Consider the following 15,666-nt stretch of genomic DNA (forward strand, 5'->3'; position numbering starts at 1 on the left):
AGTCCCGGAGCGCTCATCCCATGGGCGGCACGGTGCCGGGGGGCAGCATGCCGGAGCCGAGCGTCAGCCCGCAGGCGCCGGCCAGATGCACCGCATCGAGCAGGAAGGCGTGCCGGACCGCACGCTCGGCCGCCGTGGTGCTGACCTTCATGTAGGTGATCACATCCACGCCAATGCCGGCTTCCGTGATGCCCGAGAGGCCGATATCGGTGCGTTCGGCGACAAAGGCGCCATCTTCGGCGATGCGCTGGCGCAGCGCCTGGGTGAAGCCCTCCAGCGCCTCGGGCGAGGCGCCGGCGGTCACCGGCAGCGTCGTCTTCAGCAACCGCAGCCGGCGGGAGCCGAGGTTATTGATGGTGGAATCCGAAAGCTTGCCATTCGGGATGACCATCACGCTGTCCTGCGCCGTGCGCACGCGGGTCGAGCGGATGCCGACATGCTCCACCGCGCCTTCGATCTCGCCACTGGCGATCCAGTCGCCGCGCTGGAAGGGACGGTCCGTGACCAGGATGCCGGCGCCGAAGACGTTGGAAAGCGTCTCGCGCGAGGCGAAGGCGAAGGCAAGGCCGCCAATCCCCAGCCCCGCCAGGATGCCGCCAGTGGGCAGCGAGAGGAAATGCGCAAGGCTGAGAAAACTCATCGTCACGACGCCAAGCCGCGCCGTGGCCAGCATCAGCGTGAACAGGATGTCGTCGGCGGCCGTGGCGGAGCGGGTCGAAATGCGGGCCAGGATGATGCCGGCGACGCCCAGGATGCGCCAGAGCACGACACAGACCGCCACGGTCAGGCAGATCCCGAAGAAGGGCAGCGAAAAACGGCGCACCTCCTCGGGCATGCCGATCATGCCGGGAAAGGCGCCGGCCAGGCTGAGGCCGATGACGATGCCCAGCGCCCAGGTGAAGCTGGCGCCGCTCTCCGCGCCGCCCACCAGCGCATCCATTCCGCGCCGGGCCAACCGCGCGCCGATGGTGCCGATCAGGGCGGCGCCACTCAGCACCAGGAGCCCGGCGAGGATTTGCCAGTATTCCGTATGGCCCAGCCGGTTGAGCAGGCCGGGCGCCTGCCGCTTCACCCAATCGCGCACACGGAAATACGGCGAATCCGGGATCAGCCCGGGCGGTGCCGCGATGGGGGGTGGCAGCCCCTCCACCGCCGCGAAGACCTGGGCGGCTTCGCGGATCGTCTGCGTGGTGAAGCGCCAGGGCGCATCCGCCTCGGGGCCCAGCGGTGCGATGACGATGCGCCCGGCCGGATGGCTGAAATGCACATAGGGGGAGCGGTCCGTGCCGTCATTGGGGATGGATTGCAGCCCGACCAGGCCGATCTGGTGCAGCGCGCGGCGCAGGAAATGCGCGATCAGCCGGCCCTGCCCATCACGCAGCACCTCCGGGATCGCAGAGAGATCAAGGGTGGAAAGCGCCAGGGCCTGGCCCGTGCCGTCCCAGTCGGCCATGCCTTCCAGGAAGCTGCGCATCGTGTCGCGCGGGTTGCGCATCTGGCGGAAGGCATCCGCCGCCGGCAAGCGGCCGCCCAACTGCGCAAGGAGCTGGTGCCGCGCGGCGGCACGCGCCTCGGCCGTCGGCATGCGGATGCGCCAGAGCTGATCGGCGCCGCGCGTGAGGGTCAAGGGCAGCACGGCCTCGCTGCCCGATTGCGCGAGGGTGATCGTCACCTCATTCGCGTCCGTCTCGCGCGGGATGGTGGAAATGCGGAAGGTCGTCAGGTCCGCCAGGGCATAGAGTTCCTGCGCCAGGCGCAGATGGTCCGGGCGGGCCAGGCTTTGGCCATCGGTTGAGAAATCCAGCGCCATGATGTTCAGCGCCCAGGCATCCGGCCGCCCGCCGCGCGCCAGATTGCCGCTGACGATGAATTGCCGGAAGGCATCGCGCGGGGTGGTCAGGTTGAGTCCCGTGGTCATGGGGCTCCCATCATGGCGGGCGCCGGTCCACCACTCGCCCTCGTCATAGCGGCCTGAGAAGCTGTTGCCGTCGCGGTCCATGACGAAGATGAACTGGCCGCGCTGCGTCCCCTCGGTCCAGGTTCCGCGAAGCGTCCGCCCTTCCGCCACGGCTTCGATCCGCCCGCCATACAACGGGTAGCTGCCGGTGACGCGCTCACCTTGCTGTTCCAGCGTGAGCTGGTCGCCATCATCGCGCCAGCTGGTGGTCCATGCACCGGCCCACGGGCCTTCCGCCGCCGCCGCCGCCAGCGGCAGCATCAGGAGCAATCCGATGGCGGAGAGAATGCGGCGCAGCCCTGGAACGCGCATGGCTTGGAACTTCCTTCCCGGGTGCCGGTTTGTCCGGCGGGACATCATGCGCCGATCACCGGTCAAAGACGACGCGTCGTGTAGCTGTGGGCGAGCCGGCGGTCCCGCACCGGGTCATGCAGCGTCACGATGAAATCCGCCGCGGGCCGGATGCCGCCATGCACGGCCAGCGTGCCGCCGAACATCAGCATCCCGGGCCCGGTTGGCACGTGCAGCGCGCGGGCGCGTTCCAGCAGGTCATCCGGGTGGCGCATCGCGGCCACGGGGCCGCGCTGATAGGTGATCCAGCGCCCGTCCTCATGGATTTCGCTGTGGATTTCCAGCTGATCCCAATGCGCCGCCACATCCTCCCAGCGCCAGAGCGCCGTGCTGATCGGCTTGGGGCACATCTGCTTGGAGACCGGGATGGAATAGGCCTCCACCTTGCGGTCGGTGTGGTCGGAGCCGCAGCCGATGAAGCGGCCTTCCGGCGTTTCGAGCAGGATCCACTCGCCCTCGCCGCTGCTGTCGCCGCCCAGCACATCCACGCTGGGCGATTGCGTCAGGCTTTCCAGCCCCGCCCGATAGTAGCAGGGCACGCTGGAGGGTGGCGCGATGCCGAGTGCCGCAAGCTCATCAATATGCTCCTGCAGCTTGTGCGCATCGCGCCCGGTCCAGCCGGCGATGACGAGATCCGTGACGGCCAGGCGGATCGGCCGGGAATCAACGGTGAAGTCGAGCATGCGCATGGGGCTGTCCTGGACAAGCGGTGTGACGCATCCGAACATGCCTGATGAAAAAAGGGGAGGGGTGCGGCATGGAACCCGTGGGCTTCATCGGACTGGGCATGATGGGCCGGCCGATGGCGATGAATTTGGCGGCCCGGCAAGTGCCGCTCATCACGCTGGACGCCGCGGGGGTGGCGCTGGAAGGCGTGCCCGTGGCTGGCGATGCGGCGGCACTGGCGCGCGGCTGCCGCCTGATCATCCTGATGCTGCCCGATAGCCGCACGGTCGGCGCGGTGATGACGGCGCTGCTGCCGGCGCTGCAACCAGGCTCCCTGATCGTGGATATGGGGAGCAGCGAACCGGGCGAGACGCGGCGCTGGGCCCTGGCCCTGGCCGAGACGGGGAGCGGGATGCTGGATGCACCGGTCTCGGGCTCGGTGCCCAAGGCGCGGGACGGCACACTCGCCATCATGGTGGGCGGCGCCGATGCCGATATCACGCGCGCCGAACCCGTGCTGCGTCATATGGGGGCCACGATCATCCGCACCGGTGCCGTGGGCAGCGCGCATGCGATGAAGGCGTTGAACAACTACGTCTATGCGGCCGGGCTGTTGGCGGTGAGCGAGGCGGCGCAGTTGGCGGAAGCGCAGCGGCTAGACCTTGGCATTTTCGCCCAGGTGCTCAATGCGAGTTCGGGGCGCAACATCGCCTCCGAGACCAAGCTCGCGCAGGAGATCACCTCGCGCCGCTATGCGGGCGGTTTCCAGCTGGGACTGATGCGCAAGGATCTGGAGACGGCGGGCGGCATCGCGGCGGCAACGGGAGCCGAGGCGCCCTTGCTTGCGCTGCTGCGCGCACGCTGGAGCGCGGCGTTGGCCGAATTGGGTCCGCGCGCCGACAACACGGAAATCCATCGCTACATCACGGGGAAGGCCAAGCCATGAAGATCGCCCGCCGCGCGGCGCTCGCTGCGCCGTTCCTGCCCTTCGCGGCAGCCGCGCAAAGCTGGCCCGACCGGCCCATCCGCATCGTCGTCGCCTTCCCCGCCGGCAGCGTGACCGACAGCCTGGTGCGAAACCTGGTCGAGCCGCTCTCGCGCGAGCTCGGGCAATCCGTGATCATCGACAACCGTCCGGGCGGCAATGGTGTGGTGGGCACCATGGCGGTGAAGGGCGCAGCACCTGATGGCTACAGCATGGCCGTGCTGAGCGTCACCAACGGTGCGCTGAATACCTATCTGGTGCGCAACCTCGCCTACGACCCGATCCGCGACTTCACGCAGTTGGGCTTCCTGGCCGAGGCGCCCTATCTGATGGTGGTGCCCAACAGCTCCCCCGCGCGCAACCTGGCGGAATTCATCGCATTGGCGCGCAGCCGGCCGGGCGAACTCACCTTCAGCCACGGCAATGCGAGCGCGCTGATCGGCAGTGAATTGCTGAGCCGCATGGCCGGGCTTCGCATGCTGGCCATCCCCTCGCGCGGCGGGCCGGAAGCACTGACCGAAGTGCTGGCGGGCCGCATCGATTCGACGCTGACGGATTTCGCGGCGGGGCTGGCCCAGGTGCGCGAAGGCCGCGTGCGGGCGCTGGGGGTCACCACGCCAGGCGCCTTCCCGCTGGCGCCGGAAATCCCGCCCATCTCCGCCACGGTGCCCGGATACGAGCTGACAGTGTGGTTTGGCCTCGCATCGCCCGCTGGCACGCCAGCGCCAGTGGTGGCGCGCTTCAGCGAGGCGCTCACCAAGGTGCTCGGCCTGCCCGAGGTGCGTGAGCGGCTGGGCCGCCTTGGCTTTGCGCCGCGCGCGATGCCGCCGGAGCAATGGCGTGACTATCTGCAAAGCCAGATCACCACCTTCACGCGACTGGCGCGCGAAGTCGGCCTGGAGCCTTCGTGATCGCTGCAGCTTTGAAAACGCGATACGGCCTTCCCTGATCCCTCCCTCTCCTCGAAAAGGTCGAATTGATGCGCCGACTGATGTTGCTTCTGGCCTTGATCCTGCCTGCGCCCATGGCGTCCGCGCAGCCGCAACGCCAGCCCGCACCCGCGGGTGATGTCGCCGGTGGGCGGGATCATCCGCTGGTGGGGCGCTACCAGGGCGCCACGCTGCGCTTCTACCGCCAGCGCGACTATGAGGAGTTGCGCCTGGTGAACCGTCCCTCCCTCTCGCGGGATGTGCGGGAGCAGGGTGCCCAACGCCATGAACGCAACAGCATCGCCGTGGCTGGCCGGGCAACCCGCCTGCGCTATGAGGGGCCGGAGGGGCGCTCGGCGCTGGAGGTGCTGCGCAACCATCAGGAGCGGCTGCGGGCCAATGGCTTTGAGATTGCCTTCGAGTGCCGAGGTGCTGATTGCGGCACCCCGCCGGACCACTGGAGTGCCGTGGTCAACGCGGTGCCGCAGCCGCCCGCCCACGGCATGACGCCGGGCTGGGCCACGCAGAGCTACAGCTTCGCGAGGCTCGCGCGGCCGGAGGGGGATGTGTTCGTGTCGATCCTCGCCGTGGATTACCAAAGCCGCAGCAACATCCTGGTGGATGTGGTGGAGGCAAGGCCGATGGAGGCGGGGCGTATCGTTTTCATCGATGCCTCGGCCATGCAGCAATCGGTCGAACGCACCGGGCGGGTGGCGCTTTACGGCGTGCTGTTCGCCACGGATTCGGCCGATATCCAGCCGGCCTCACGCCCGACGCTGGAGGAGATCGCGCGCTTCCTGCGCGCCAATGCCACGATGAATGTGGTGATCACCGGCCATACCGACTCCCAGGGCAGCTTCGAGCATAACCTCGGCCTCTCGATGCGGCGGGCGCAAAGCGTGATTGCGTCATTGACGCGGGAGTTCCAGATCGCGCCCGCGCGGCTCACGCCCTTTGGGGCGGGCATGGCCTCCCCGGTGGCGAGCAATGACAATGACGCAGGCCGGCAGCAGAATCGCCGGGTGGAAATCGTGAAGCGCTGAGGGCCACTCAGCGCTTCACTTCGCTTACGCGACCTTGTGGTTCGCCATGGCTTCGAGCGCCTGCACGAGGCCCGAATGATCCCACTGGCTGCCGCCCATGGCCGCGCAGGCTGAGAAAAGCTGCTGCGCGGAGGCGGTGTTCGGCAGCGCCACACCCAGTTCCTTGGCCGATTGCAGCGCCAGGTTCAGGTCCTTCTGGTGCAGTTCGATCCGGAAGCCCGGGTTGAAGGTGCGGTTGATCATCCGCTCGGCATGCACTTCCAGGATGCGGCTATTGGCAAAGCCGCCCATCAGCGCGGCACGCACCTTGGCCGGGTCGGCGCCCGCCTTGCTGGCGAAGACCAGGGCTTCGGCCACGGCCTCGATATTGAGGGCAACGATGATCTGATTCGCGACCTTGGTGACCTGGCCCGCGCCGTTTTCACCCACCAGCGTGATGTTCTTGCCCATCGCCTGGAACAGCGGCAGGGCGCGGTCGAAGGCCGCCTGCGAAGCGCCGATCATGATGGTCAGCGCGGCGTTCTTCGCGCCGATCTCGCCACCCGAAACGGGGGCGTCGATGTAGTCGCAGCCCAGCGCGTTGACCTTGGCCGCGAAATCCTTGGTCGCCGTCGGGCTGATGGAGGACATGTCGATCACCAGCTTGCCGGCCGAAAGCCCGGCCGCCACGCCATTCGCGCCGAACAGCACGCGCTCCACATCCGGCGTATCGGGCACCATGATGATGATGATCTCGGCCGCCTTGGCCACGGCCGTGGCATCGGCGAAGATGGTGAAGGCGGCGCGCGCCTCGGCGGTGAGCGAGGCACGCTCGGGGGCGATGATCGTATGGCCCGCCTTGACGAGGTTTTGCGCCATGGGCAGGCCCATGATGCCGAGGCCGATGAAACCGATATTCATGTGGGGACGTGTCCTTTGTTCTCAGGAAGTGGGGGGGCGTCTGGTGACCAAAGCGCCGATTGGCGCGCAGATCTGAACCAGCCGGATGCGGCTAACCCGCGCGATGCTTGGCGAACCAGCCGAGCCCGGCCACCGTCTCACCCTTCGGGCGATACTCGCAGCCGATCCAGCCGCGGAAGCCGCTCGCGTCAATCGCGTTGAAGACGAAATCCCAGTTCACCTCGCCCGTGCCAGGCTCATTGCGGCCAGGATTATCGGCCACCTGCATGTGCGCGATATAGGGCAGCAACTCGGCTGCCTTGCGCGCCACATCACCCTCGGTGATCTGGCAGTGGTACAGGTCGAATTGCAGGCCGACGCGATCCATGCCGAGCCCGTCAATGATCCGCGTGGCCTCCTTGGTGGTGTTCAGGAAGAAGCCTGGAATGTCGCGGTGGTTGATTGGTTCGATCACCGGCTTCACGCCGAGTTTCGCGCATTCCTCGGCGGCGAAGTCGAGATTGGCGGCATAGGTGGAGAGTAGCGTGTCGCGCGCGGCACCAGCCGGCGTCAGGCCGGCCATGACATGCAGGCGGGGGCATTTCAGCGCGGCACTGTATTCAAGGGCGCGCTTGATGCCCTCACGGAATTCGGCGCGGCGTTCGGGCAGGCAGGCCATGCCGCGTTCACCCGCATTCCAGTCACCCGGGGGCGCGTTGAACAGGACATTGGCGAGGCCGTTGCCTTCCAGCCGCCTGGCGATTTCGGCGGCCGGATGCTCATAGGGAAAGAGGAATTCCACCGCCTCGAAACCGGCCGCCCGGGCGGCGGCGAAGCGGTCAAGAAACGGCACTTCGTTGAACATCATGGAGATGTTCGCCGCGAATTTCGGCATTGTTTCCACCCTCAGACGCCGGGCGCCGCTTGCGGCGGCTTGGCTTAGCGCCCCGGCGGTCCCTTTGGTTGTTGATCCTGCACGGGCGCCGCCGGACGGCATGCGCCCGGAGACGTTCCCCGGTTGGACGCTTTAAGCGTTTCCGCTCAGATAATCCATCGCCGCGCGCACGCCTTCCGGCTTGTGCGGAATGCCCGCGATGCGCAGCCCCATCTCGATGCCGGTCAGCGTGCCCATCAGCTGCAATTCGCCGATATCGCCCAGATGGCCGATGCGGAAGACGCGGTCATTCAACTGGCCGAGGCCATTGCCCAGCGACATGTTGAATTTCTCGACGATCGCCGCGCGCAGGCCATTGGCGCTGTGGCCTTCCGGCAGGCGTACGGCCGTCAGTACGGAGGAATAGTGGCGCGGCTCCTGGCATTGGATCTCCATGCCCCAGGCGCGCACGGCGCGGCGCGTGGCCTCGGCCATGCGGTCGTGGCGCGCGAAGACATTGTCGAGCCCTTCCTCGAAGATCATGTCCAGCGCCGTATCCAGCGCGTAGAGCATGTTCGTCGCCGGCGTATAGGGGAAATAGCCCGTGGCGTTGGATGCGATCATCGGCCCCCAATCCCAGAAGCTGCGCGTCAGCTTCGCCGTCTTGCTGGCTGCGATCGCCTTGGCCGAAACCGCGTTGAAGGACAGGCCCGGCGGCAGCATCAACCCCTTCTGCGAGCCGGAAACAGTGACATCCACGCCCCATTCATCATGGCGGAAATCCATGGAGGCGAGGCCACTGATCGTATCCACCAGCAGCAGGGCAGGGTGGCCGGCGGCGTTGATGGCCGCCCGCACCTCGGCGATGCGGCTGGTGCAGCCCGTGCTCGTCTCGTTGTGGACAACGCAGACGGCCTTGATCTCATGTCCCTTATCGGCGCGCAGATAGGCCTCGATGGCCTCAGGCTCGGCGCCCCGGCGCCAGTCGCCCTTGAGGAATTCGGGCCGGATGTTCAGCCGCTCGGCCATTTCGCGCCAGAGGCTGGCGAACCAACCCGTCTCGCACATCAGCACGCGGTCATTCGGGCTGAGCGTGTTCACCAGCGCCGCTTCCCAGGCGCCCGTGCCGGAGGCGGGGAAGATGATGACGTTGCTCTCAGTCTGGAAGATCTTCTTCACCTTGCCGAGGATCGAGGCTCCCATCACGCCGAAATCCGGGCCGCGATGATCCATCGTCGGGTTGTCCAGCGCGCGCAGCACGCGGTCCGGCACGTTGGATGGCCCCGGGATTTGCAGGAAGTGGCGGCCGGGTGTGGCGCGGGTCTGGAAATAGGCCATGGGTGGATTCCTCCTGGGTTGACCTCTCATGCCCCGAACCGGCGTCTTCTGCCAATGAGTTCGGCTTGTGCGGCCGATGAGGATTATGCATCTGACGCGACGCGCGTGGCGCGGTAGAAGGTCGGGCATGAACGCCATCACACCCCGCATCGGAGATTCCCGCCTGGCCGAGAGGCTGCGTCGAGAGACGGAAGGGGAAGTGCGCTTCACCCCCGCCGACCGCGGCCGCTACGCGACGGATGCGAGCATCTACCAGGTCGAGCCCATCGGCGTCCTGGTGCCGAAAACCGCGGCCGATGTGGAGGCCGCCATGGCCATTTGCCGCGAGGAGGGCATCCCCATCCTGCCGCGCGGCGGCGGTACCAGCCAATGCGGCCAGACCGTCAACCGCGCGCTGGTGCTGGACTGCACCAAGCATCTGCGCCGCGTGCTGAGCGTGGAGGGCGACACGGCGCGCGTGGAGCCCGGCATCACGCTCGGCGCGCTGAACGAGGCGCTGAAAACTTCGGGGAAATTCTTCCCGGTGGACCCCAGCACCTGGCAGCGCTGCACCATCGGCGGCATGGCGGGGAATAATTCCTGCGGCTCCAAATCTATCCGCTACGGGCTGATGGCCGATAATGTGCGCGCGATTGACGCCATCCTCGCCGATGGCTCACGCCATGTGTTCGGCGAGAACGCTCCCAACACCGACCTCGTCGCGCGGCTGCACCGCCTGGGTGAGCGCGAGGCCGCCGAGATCGCAGAGAAATTCCCCGCGCAGCTGCGCCGTGTCGGCGGCTACAACCTCGATGCGCTGACGCCTGATGCGCGCCTGCATGGCCGTGGCAACCTCGCCCGCCTTCTGGTCGGCAGCGAGGGAACGCTGGCCTTCTCGGCGGCGCTTGATCTCAAGCTCTGGCCGATCAAGCCGCGCAAGGTGGTGGGCATCTGCCAGTTCCCGAGCTTCCGCCGCGCCATGGAGGCGTCCAAGCATCTGGTGACGCTCGACCCCGAGGCGGTCGAGCTGGTGGACCGCACCATGATTGATCTGGGGCGTTCCATCCCGATCTATCGAGCGACGATCGACCAGATGCTGATCGGCGAGCCGGACAGCCTGCTGATCGTCGAATTCCATGGTGATGATGGCGCGAAGCTCACGCGCCAGCTGGCCTCGCTCGATGAGATGATGGGCGATCTCGGCCTGCCGGGCCAAGTGGTGCATGCCATCGACGCCGGTTTCCAGGCCGCCATCGCGGAGGTGCGTGAGGCCGGCCTCAACATCATGATGAGCATGAAGAACGACGCGAAGCCCGTCAGCTTCATCGAGGATGCGGCGGTCTCCCTCGAAGACCTCCCCGACTATACCGAGCGTCTGACGGCCGTGTTCGACGAATATGGTGTGAAGGGCACCTGGTATGCCCATGCGAGCGTCGGGTGCCTGCATGTCCGCCCCGTGCTGAACATGAAGGAGGGCGGCGATGTGCGGAAGATGCGCGAGATCGCCGAGCGCTGCTTCGCCCTCGTGCGCGAATACAAGGGCAGCCATTCGGGCGAGCATGGCGACGGCATCGTCCGCTCCGAATTTCATGAGAGCATGTTCGGCCCCCGCATCGTGCGCGCCTTCGAGGCGGTGAAGGATGAATTCGATCCGGAAGGCCTGCTGAACCCCGGCCGCGTGGTGCGCCCCCCACGCATGGATGACCGCAGCCTGTTCCGTTATCCGCCCGACTACACGCCACTCCGTGATGTGAAGCCCGTGCTGGATTGGTCGGCGCATCCCGGCCCTCAGGCGGGTTTTCTGGGCGCCGTGGAGATGTGCAACAACAATGGCACCTGCCGGAAATTCGACGCCAATGTGATGTGCCCGAGCTATCGCGTCACACGCGATGAGCAGCATCTGACGCGTGGCCGCGCCAATACGCTGCGGCTGGCACTCACTGGCCAGATTCCGGGCGGCATTGCGAGCGCTGAGGTGCAGGAGGCGATGTCGCTCTGCGTCTCCTGCAAGGGCTGCAAGCGCGAATGCCCGACCGGCGTGGACATGGCGCGCATGAAGATCGAGGTGCTGGCCGCCCGCAACGCGCAGCAGGGCGTGCCGCTGAAGGACAGGCTGATCGCCTATCTGCCGGTGATCGCGCGCTATGCCCGCTTTGCCCCCTGGCTGGCCAATCTGCGCGATACCGTGCCGGGCCTCGCCAGGCTTTCGGAGAGGTTCCTCGGCCTCGCCGCCGGCCGCAGCCTGCCGCGCTTCCGCGGCGATGTGTTCCGCGATGAGGAAGCCCGCGCCGGCGAAGGGCGCGAAGTCCTGCTCTTTGGCGATACCTTCAACCGTTATTTCGAGCCGGAAAATCTCCGCGCCGCCGTGCGTGTGCTGGTGGCCTCCGGCTACAGCGTGAAGCCAGCCATGGGAGATGATGCGCGGCCCCTGTGCTGCGGCCGCACCTATCTGGCGGCCGGCATGGTGGAGCAGGCCCGCGCCGAAGCCCGCCGCACCCTCGCGGCACTGGCGCATTCCGATGCGCCGGTGCTCGGGTTGGAACCCTCCTGCCTGATGACGCTGCGGGATGAATTCATGGCCATGCTGCCGGGCCCGGAGAGTGAGGCCCTGGCCAGCCGCGCCTTCCTCGTCACCGAATTCCTGGAGGCCGAGGGCACTCTGCCGGCGCTCAAGCCCGTTGCGGCGGCGGCGCATATCCACGGGCATTGCCACCAGAAGGCCTTCGGCGCCTTCCCAGCCGCCGTTAAGGCGCTGCGCCGCGTGCCGGGCATGGAAGCGCGGCCCATCGCCTCTTCGTGTTGCGGGATGGCCGGCGCCTTTGGCTATGAGGCAAAGAACCTCGAAGCCTCCAAGGCCATGGCGGAGCTGTCGCTGTTGCCGGCCGTGCGCGCCGCCGCGCCAGGTGACGTGATCGTGGCGGATGGCACATCCTGCCGGCATCAGATCAGTGACCTCAGCGGGCGTGAGGCGTTGCACTCCATTCGCATCCTGGACAAAGCCTTGTGACGATGGAGCCCCCCATGAAGGACATCCTCGACTTCTGGTTCGCCGATGGGCCGAACACGCCGCGTGAGGCCTGGTTCAAGAAGGACCCGGCCTTCGACGCCGAAATCGCCGGTCGTTTCGGGCCTTTCGTCGCCCCCGCGCGGGAGGGCAGGCTCGATGCCTGGGCGGCCACGCCCGAGGGCGCGCTGGCCCTGCTGATCCTGCTGGACCAGTTTCCGCGGAACCTGTTTCGCGGCTCGCCCGAATCTTTCGCCAGTGACGGGCATGCGCTGGCCCTGGCGCTGCGGATCGTCCTGACCGAGCGGATGGACCTCGCGCTGACACCGACGCAGCGCGTGTTTCTGTATCTGCCCTTCGAGCATGCGGAAGCGATGGAGGCGCAAAACCTCTCTGTCGCGCTGTTCGAGGGGCTGCGGGATTCGCCGGCCCATGCGGCACCGGGGAAGAGCATCGTCTATGCCTGGGCGCATCGCGCCGTGATCGCCCGGTTTGGCCGCTTCCCGCACCGCAACGCCATCCTGGGCCGTGCCAGCACGCCGGCCGAATTGGCCTATCTGGCGCAGCCCGGCGCGGGGTTCTGAGCGGCCGGCCGGGGGCTAACCCGGGGTCTCTTCCGGCGGATAGTTCAGCTCCACCGCGATGCCGTCCGGGTCATGCAGGAATAGCTGCGTCTGGCGGTCGCGGGGGATGACGCGTTCCTCATAGGGCAGGCCGGCCTTGGTCAGGCGCTGCTTCATCTCGGCGAGGCCGGTGCAGGAAAACGCGATATGGTCGAGCAAGCCGGTGGGGCCGACCACCCGTTCCGGCCAGCCGGCCTCGCGCTGCGGGCGCGGACCGATCAGGTGAACCGTGGGGATGCCGCCGCAATAGAGCCAATGCCCCTCAAAGCCGAGCGGCGGGCGGTAGCCTTCCTCCAGCCCCAGCACATCCGAATAAAAGGCGCGGGTGCGCTCCAGATCCACCGGGCGGATGGTGTAGTGGTTCAGGCCTTCGAGCGGCATGGCGTTCTCCTCAGAGGAAGCGGGGATTGGGGTTCAGCCCCATCAGATGCTGGCCCACCGTCTCGAAATGGGTGCGGCGGCCCTGGACCTGCTGCGTCACGGCATGGATGTCGCGGAAGCGGCGCTCAAAGGGCTGGTCCTCGAAGATCGCCGTTGCACCCGCTTCGGTCCAGGCGAAATCCGCCACCTGCTTGGATTGATGGATGGCGAAGGTGGTGGCCAGCCGGATCGAGACCTTGTGCTCGGTGGTCAGGGACGCGCCGCTGGCCACATGCTCCTCGGCTTCGCGCAGCGCGAGATGGAGCTGCGCCCGCGCCGCCCGCCATTGCCCTTCGGCCCAGGCGAGGCCGTTTTGCAGCACCGGGCTGTCGCGCAGCATCCGGGTGCTGGAGAGTGGCGTCTTCTCGCTGGCGAGCTGGACGAAGGCATCCAGCATGCCGCGTGCGGCCCCCAGTGCCACGGCGGCGAAGCCCGCGGCATAGAGATGCGTGGTGGTGAAACGATAGAGCGGGCCATGGCCGTGGCTGTGGCGTTCCTCGTTACGATCCCGCCGGGTGGAGAATGCCTCGGGGACGAACAGGTTCTCGACCGAATAGCTGTCGCTGCCAGTGCCGCGCAGACCCATCACCTGCCAATTTGCGACCATGCTGATCTCGTGCCGCGGGAAGAACATGGTGCGCTCATAGGGCGTCCCCTCCGGCGTCATGCGCAGGCTGCCGTCGCGCTCGCGCACGCGGCAATGGCCGCCGAACCAGGTGGCGTGGCGGCCGCCGCTGGCAAAGGTCCAGCGCCCCGTGACGCGATAGCCGCCTTCCACCACATCGGCGACCTGGTCCGGGCCCAGGGAGCCCCAGGCCAGCGCCGCGTCATGCCCGCCCCAGATCGCGCGCGCCACATCGGGCGCGAGATAGGCGGCCGCCATGGAACAGCCCGAGGCCTGGCCGATGCACCAGGCGGTGGAGGCATCGGCGCGGGCGATGATCTCCATCATGCGCGCATAGGTTTCGGGCAGGACTTCCTCGCCGCCCACGGCGCGCGGCAGGAGGGTGCGGAACAGGCGGGCCGCGTGCAGGGCTTCCAGCAGATCCGCCGGCAGAGCGCGGTCCGCCTCGATGCGCGGCGCTGCCGCCTGGATCAGCGGCGCCAGGGCGCGGGCGCGGGTGAGGGGGTCCCCCAGCAGGGTCACGGGGGCCATGGGCGTGGCGATCACGCGGTCATTGGCGGCACTCATGTGATCCCCCCAGGCTTTTTATCCGTTGAAGTCTGGCGCTGGCGGCGCGGGCTCGTCAACAGCGTAGGCCCAGCGGACGGGGCTCAACCCAGGCGGGGATCCAGCCATGGGCTTGGCATGGGCTGCCAGGGCGTTTCGCGCGCGGCCCGCTCGTCCAGCCGCAGGCCCAGGCCAGGCAAGACCGGAAGCGGCGCCGTGCCCGATGTGAAGCGCTGGTCATGGCCCTGGGTCATGCTGAAGAAGCGCTCCGTCTCGCCGAATTGCACTTCGAGCGGCAGCAGGTTCGGCAGGGTCGCGCAGAGCTGCACGGAATGGGCGTGGCAGACCGGCCCAGTGGGGTTATGCGGCGCGATCTCGATGCCGGCGGTCTGCGCCAGGGCCGCGATGCGGGTGATCTGCGCATGCCCGCCCGCATATTTGATATCGGGCATCAGCACGTCATAGCAGCCGGCCTCGATGATCGGGCGATAGGCGGCCAGCCCGGCCAGCGTCTCGGCCCCGGCGAGGCGGATTCCGCGGTCATTGGCCATGCCGCGCAGGCGGCGGATTTCCCAATGATTTGCCTCCGAAACCGGGCATTCCAGCCAGAACAGGTCAAAGGGCGCCACATCGCGGATCAGCGCTGCCGCCCCGCCGGGCGAAAAGCGCCAATGCGCATCCACCATCACATCCACGGCCGCACCCACGGCCTCCCGGACAGCGGCGATGCGGGCAAGGCCTTCGGCATAGGCCGCGCGCTGGCGAGGCTCAGCCGCATCTTCCCAGACCATCGGCTCGAAGGGGGCGAGCTTCACGGCGCGGAAGCCCGATGCCACGGCGCGGCGCGCGGCGGCGGCGAAGCCCTCGGGCGTGCGGGGAGCCGCGCCGCGGTTGATATTGGCGTAGAGCGGCACGCAGGGGCGAAGCGCGCCGCCCAGCATGGCATGGATGGGCCGCCCGGCTTCCTGCCCCGCCAGGTCCCAAAGCGCCTGCTCCAGGGCGGAAACGACGGCATGGCTGACCAGCCCGCCCGGTGCGTGTGGGATCAGCCGCGCGATGCGGTTGCGGGCCAGGGCATCCTCGCCGATCAAGGCGCCCGCGATCCTCTCTGCCTCCGCAGCCAGCAGGGCCTCATGGTCGCTCAGGGTGCACTCGCCGGTGCCGGTCAGGCCGCTCTCGGTGCGAAGCAGCAGGAAGCACCAATTGGTCTTGGGCGTGACGTTCACGCCGAGGAAGGTGACGGACGCGATGCGCATCTATCGGGCCTCGCGCGGCGTGGCCCGAACGCGCCGCCGCCATGCGGCCATATCCGCCCCCTGCCGCCCCTCCATCCTGGCCTCCCGTGATCCTGGCGCCAGGGTTGCCCGGCGCGGCGGGCTGCGCAAGCGAGGGTGCTTGAAACTTGAAGATCATCCGCGCATATCGCGCGCGGCCTTATTTCAGGACT

At 67.8% G+C, this 15,666-nt stretch carries 13 protein-coding genes; 5 read left to right on the plus strand and 8 right to left on the minus strand.

The window, feature by feature from the left end; all coding sequences use genetic code 11:
- Nucleotides 1-13: 13 nt before the first annotated feature.
- Nucleotides 14-2,269, minus strand: coding sequence for a mechanosensitive ion channel domain-containing protein (locus LHU95_RS05775; RefSeq protein ID WP_248710420.1), 2,256 nt, complete (start codon nt 2,267-2,269; stop codon nt 14-16).
- A 62-nt stretch (nt 2,270-2,331) separates the two neighbouring features.
- Nucleotides 2,332-2,997 carry a DUF2848 domain-containing protein gene (locus tag LHU95_RS05780; RefSeq protein WP_248710421.1) on the minus strand — a complete coding sequence of 222 codons (666 nt, stop codon included), beginning with the start codon at nt 2,995-2,997 and terminating at the stop codon, nt 2,332-2,334.
- A 68-nt stretch (nt 2,998-3,065) separates the two neighbouring features.
- On the opposite strand from LHU95_RS05780, the gene LHU95_RS05785 reads away from it, so the two are divergent.
- The 3 genes from LHU95_RS05785 (at nt 3,066) to LHU95_RS05795 (ending at nt 5,931) form a co-directional block, all read left to right on the plus strand.
- On the plus strand, nt 3,066-3,920 hold the full coding sequence (locus LHU95_RS05785; protein WP_248710422.1) for an NAD(P)-dependent oxidoreductase: 855 nt from the start codon (nt 3,066-3,068) through the stop codon (nt 3,918-3,920).
- Nucleotides 3,917-4,870, plus strand: coding sequence for a tripartite tricarboxylate transporter substrate binding protein (locus LHU95_RS05790; protein ID WP_248710423.1), 954 nt, complete (start codon nt 3,917-3,919; stop codon nt 4,868-4,870). The genes LHU95_RS05785 and LHU95_RS05790 overlap by 4 nt, the downstream gene beginning before the upstream one ends.
- A gap of 80 nt (nt 4,871-4,950) precedes the next feature.
- Nucleotides 4,951-5,931: a DUF4892 domain-containing protein gene (locus LHU95_RS05795; protein WP_248710424.1), complete on the plus strand. Its 981-nt coding sequence runs from the start codon at nt 4,951-4,953 to the stop codon at nt 5,929-5,931.
- A 24-nt stretch (nt 5,932-5,955) separates the two neighbouring features.
- Here the strand turns inward: LHU95_RS05795 and LHU95_RS05800 are convergent, their stop codons facing one another.
- The 3 genes from LHU95_RS05800 to LHU95_RS05810 form a co-directional block, all read right to left on the minus strand.
- On the minus strand, nt 5,956-6,831 hold the full coding sequence (locus LHU95_RS05800; RefSeq protein WP_248710425.1) for a 2-hydroxy-3-oxopropionate reductase: 876 nt from the start codon (nt 6,829-6,831) through the stop codon (nt 5,956-5,958).
- A 91-nt stretch (nt 6,832-6,922) separates the two neighbouring features.
- Nucleotides 6,923-7,705, minus strand: coding sequence for a 2-oxo-tetronate isomerase (otnI, locus tag LHU95_RS05805; RefSeq protein WP_248710426.1), 783 nt, complete (start codon nt 7,703-7,705; stop codon nt 6,923-6,925).
- A 132-nt stretch (nt 7,706-7,837) separates the two neighbouring features.
- Nucleotides 7,838-9,022, minus strand: coding sequence for an aminotransferase class V-fold PLP-dependent enzyme (locus LHU95_RS05810; RefSeq protein WP_248710427.1), 1,185 nt, complete (start codon nt 9,020-9,022; stop codon nt 7,838-7,840).
- Nucleotides 9,023-9,149: 127 nt separating this feature from the next.
- Between LHU95_RS05810 and LHU95_RS05815 the strand changes: the two genes are divergently transcribed.
- Nucleotides 9,150-12,008 (plus strand): FAD-binding and (Fe-S)-binding domain-containing protein, encoded by a 2,859-nt coding sequence (locus LHU95_RS05815; protein WP_248710428.1) that lies wholly within the window; start codon nt 9,150-9,152, stop codon nt 12,006-12,008.
- Between the two features lie 14 nt (nt 12,009-12,022).
- On the plus strand, nt 12,023-12,589 hold the full coding sequence (locus LHU95_RS05820) for a DUF924 family protein (RefSeq protein ID WP_248710429.1): 567 nt from the start codon (nt 12,023-12,025) through the stop codon (nt 12,587-12,589).
- Nucleotides 12,590-12,604: 15 nt separating this feature from the next.
- Here LHU95_RS05820 and LHU95_RS05825 read toward each other — a convergent pair whose 3' ends face one another.
- The 3 genes from LHU95_RS05825 to LHU95_RS05835 all read right to left on the minus strand — a co-directional run bounded on the left by LHU95_RS05825 (nt 12,605) and on the right by LHU95_RS05835 (nt 15,475).
- Complete coding sequence (locus LHU95_RS05825; RefSeq protein WP_248710430.1) at nt 12,605-13,009, minus strand: VOC family protein; 405 nt, start codon at nt 13,007-13,009, stop codon at nt 12,605-12,607.
- Nucleotides 13,010-13,019: 10 nt separating this feature from the next.
- Nucleotides 13,020-14,240, minus strand: a complete 1,221-nt coding sequence (locus LHU95_RS05830; RefSeq protein WP_248710431.1) for an acyl-CoA dehydrogenase family protein — start codon at nt 14,238-14,240, stop codon at nt 13,020-13,022.
- 83 nt (nt 14,241-14,323) lie between these two features.
- Nucleotides 14,324-15,475, minus strand: coding sequence for a mandelate racemase/muconate lactonizing enzyme family protein (locus LHU95_RS05835; protein WP_248710432.1), 1,152 nt, complete (start codon nt 15,473-15,475; stop codon nt 14,324-14,326).
- Between the last annotated feature and the right edge of the window lie 191 nt (nt 15,476-15,666).

This window comes from Sediminicoccus sp. KRV36 (genome assembly GCF_023243115.1).
GTDB lineage: Bacteria > Pseudomonadota > Alphaproteobacteria > Acetobacterales > Acetobacteraceae > Roseococcus.

Bases quoted from the DNA above. Each gene is read 5' to 3' on its own strand.
- LHU95_RS05775 (WP_248710420.1), bottom strand. From the start codon at position 2,269: ATGCGCGTTCCAGGGCTGCGCCGCATTCTCTCCGCCATCGGATTGCTC.
- LHU95_RS05780 (WP_248710421.1), bottom strand. From the start codon at position 2,997: ATGCGCATGCTCGACTTCACCGTTGATTCCCGGCCGATCCGCCTGGCC.
- LHU95_RS05785 (WP_248710422.1), top strand. From the start codon at position 3,066: ATGGAACCCGTGGGCTTCATCGGACTGGGCATGATGGGCCGGCCGATG.
- LHU95_RS05790 (WP_248710423.1), top strand. From the start codon at position 3,917: ATGAAGATCGCCCGCCGCGCGGCGCTCGCTGCGCCGTTCCTGCCCTTC.
- LHU95_RS05795 (WP_248710424.1), top strand. From the start codon at position 4,951: ATGTTGCTTCTGGCCTTGATCCTGCCTGCGCCCATGGCGTCCGCGCAG.
- LHU95_RS05800 (WP_248710425.1), bottom strand. From the start codon at position 6,831: ATGAATATCGGTTTCATCGGCCTCGGCATCATGGGCCTGCCCATGGCG.
- otnI (WP_248710426.1), bottom strand. From the start codon at position 7,705: ATGCCGAAATTCGCGGCGAACATCTCCATGATGTTCAACGAAGTGCCG.
- LHU95_RS05810 (WP_248710427.1), bottom strand. From the start codon at position 9,022: ATGGCCTATTTCCAGACCCGCGCCACACCCGGCCGCCACTTCCTGCAA.
- LHU95_RS05815 (WP_248710428.1), top strand. From the start codon at position 9,150: ATGAACGCCATCACACCCCGCATCGGAGATTCCCGCCTGGCCGAGAGG.
- LHU95_RS05820 (WP_248710429.1), top strand. From the start codon at position 12,023: ATGAAGGACATCCTCGACTTCTGGTTCGCCGATGGGCCGAACACGCCG.
- LHU95_RS05825 (WP_248710430.1), bottom strand. From the start codon at position 13,009: ATGCCGCTCGAAGGCCTGAACCACTACACCATCCGCCCGGTGGATCTG.
- LHU95_RS05830 (WP_248710431.1), bottom strand. From the start codon at position 14,240: ATGAGTGCCGCCAATGACCGCGTGATCGCCACGCCCATGGCCCCCGTG.
- LHU95_RS05835 (WP_248710432.1), bottom strand. From the start codon at position 15,475: ATGCGCATCGCGTCCGTCACCTTCCTCGGCGTGAACGTCACGCCCAAG.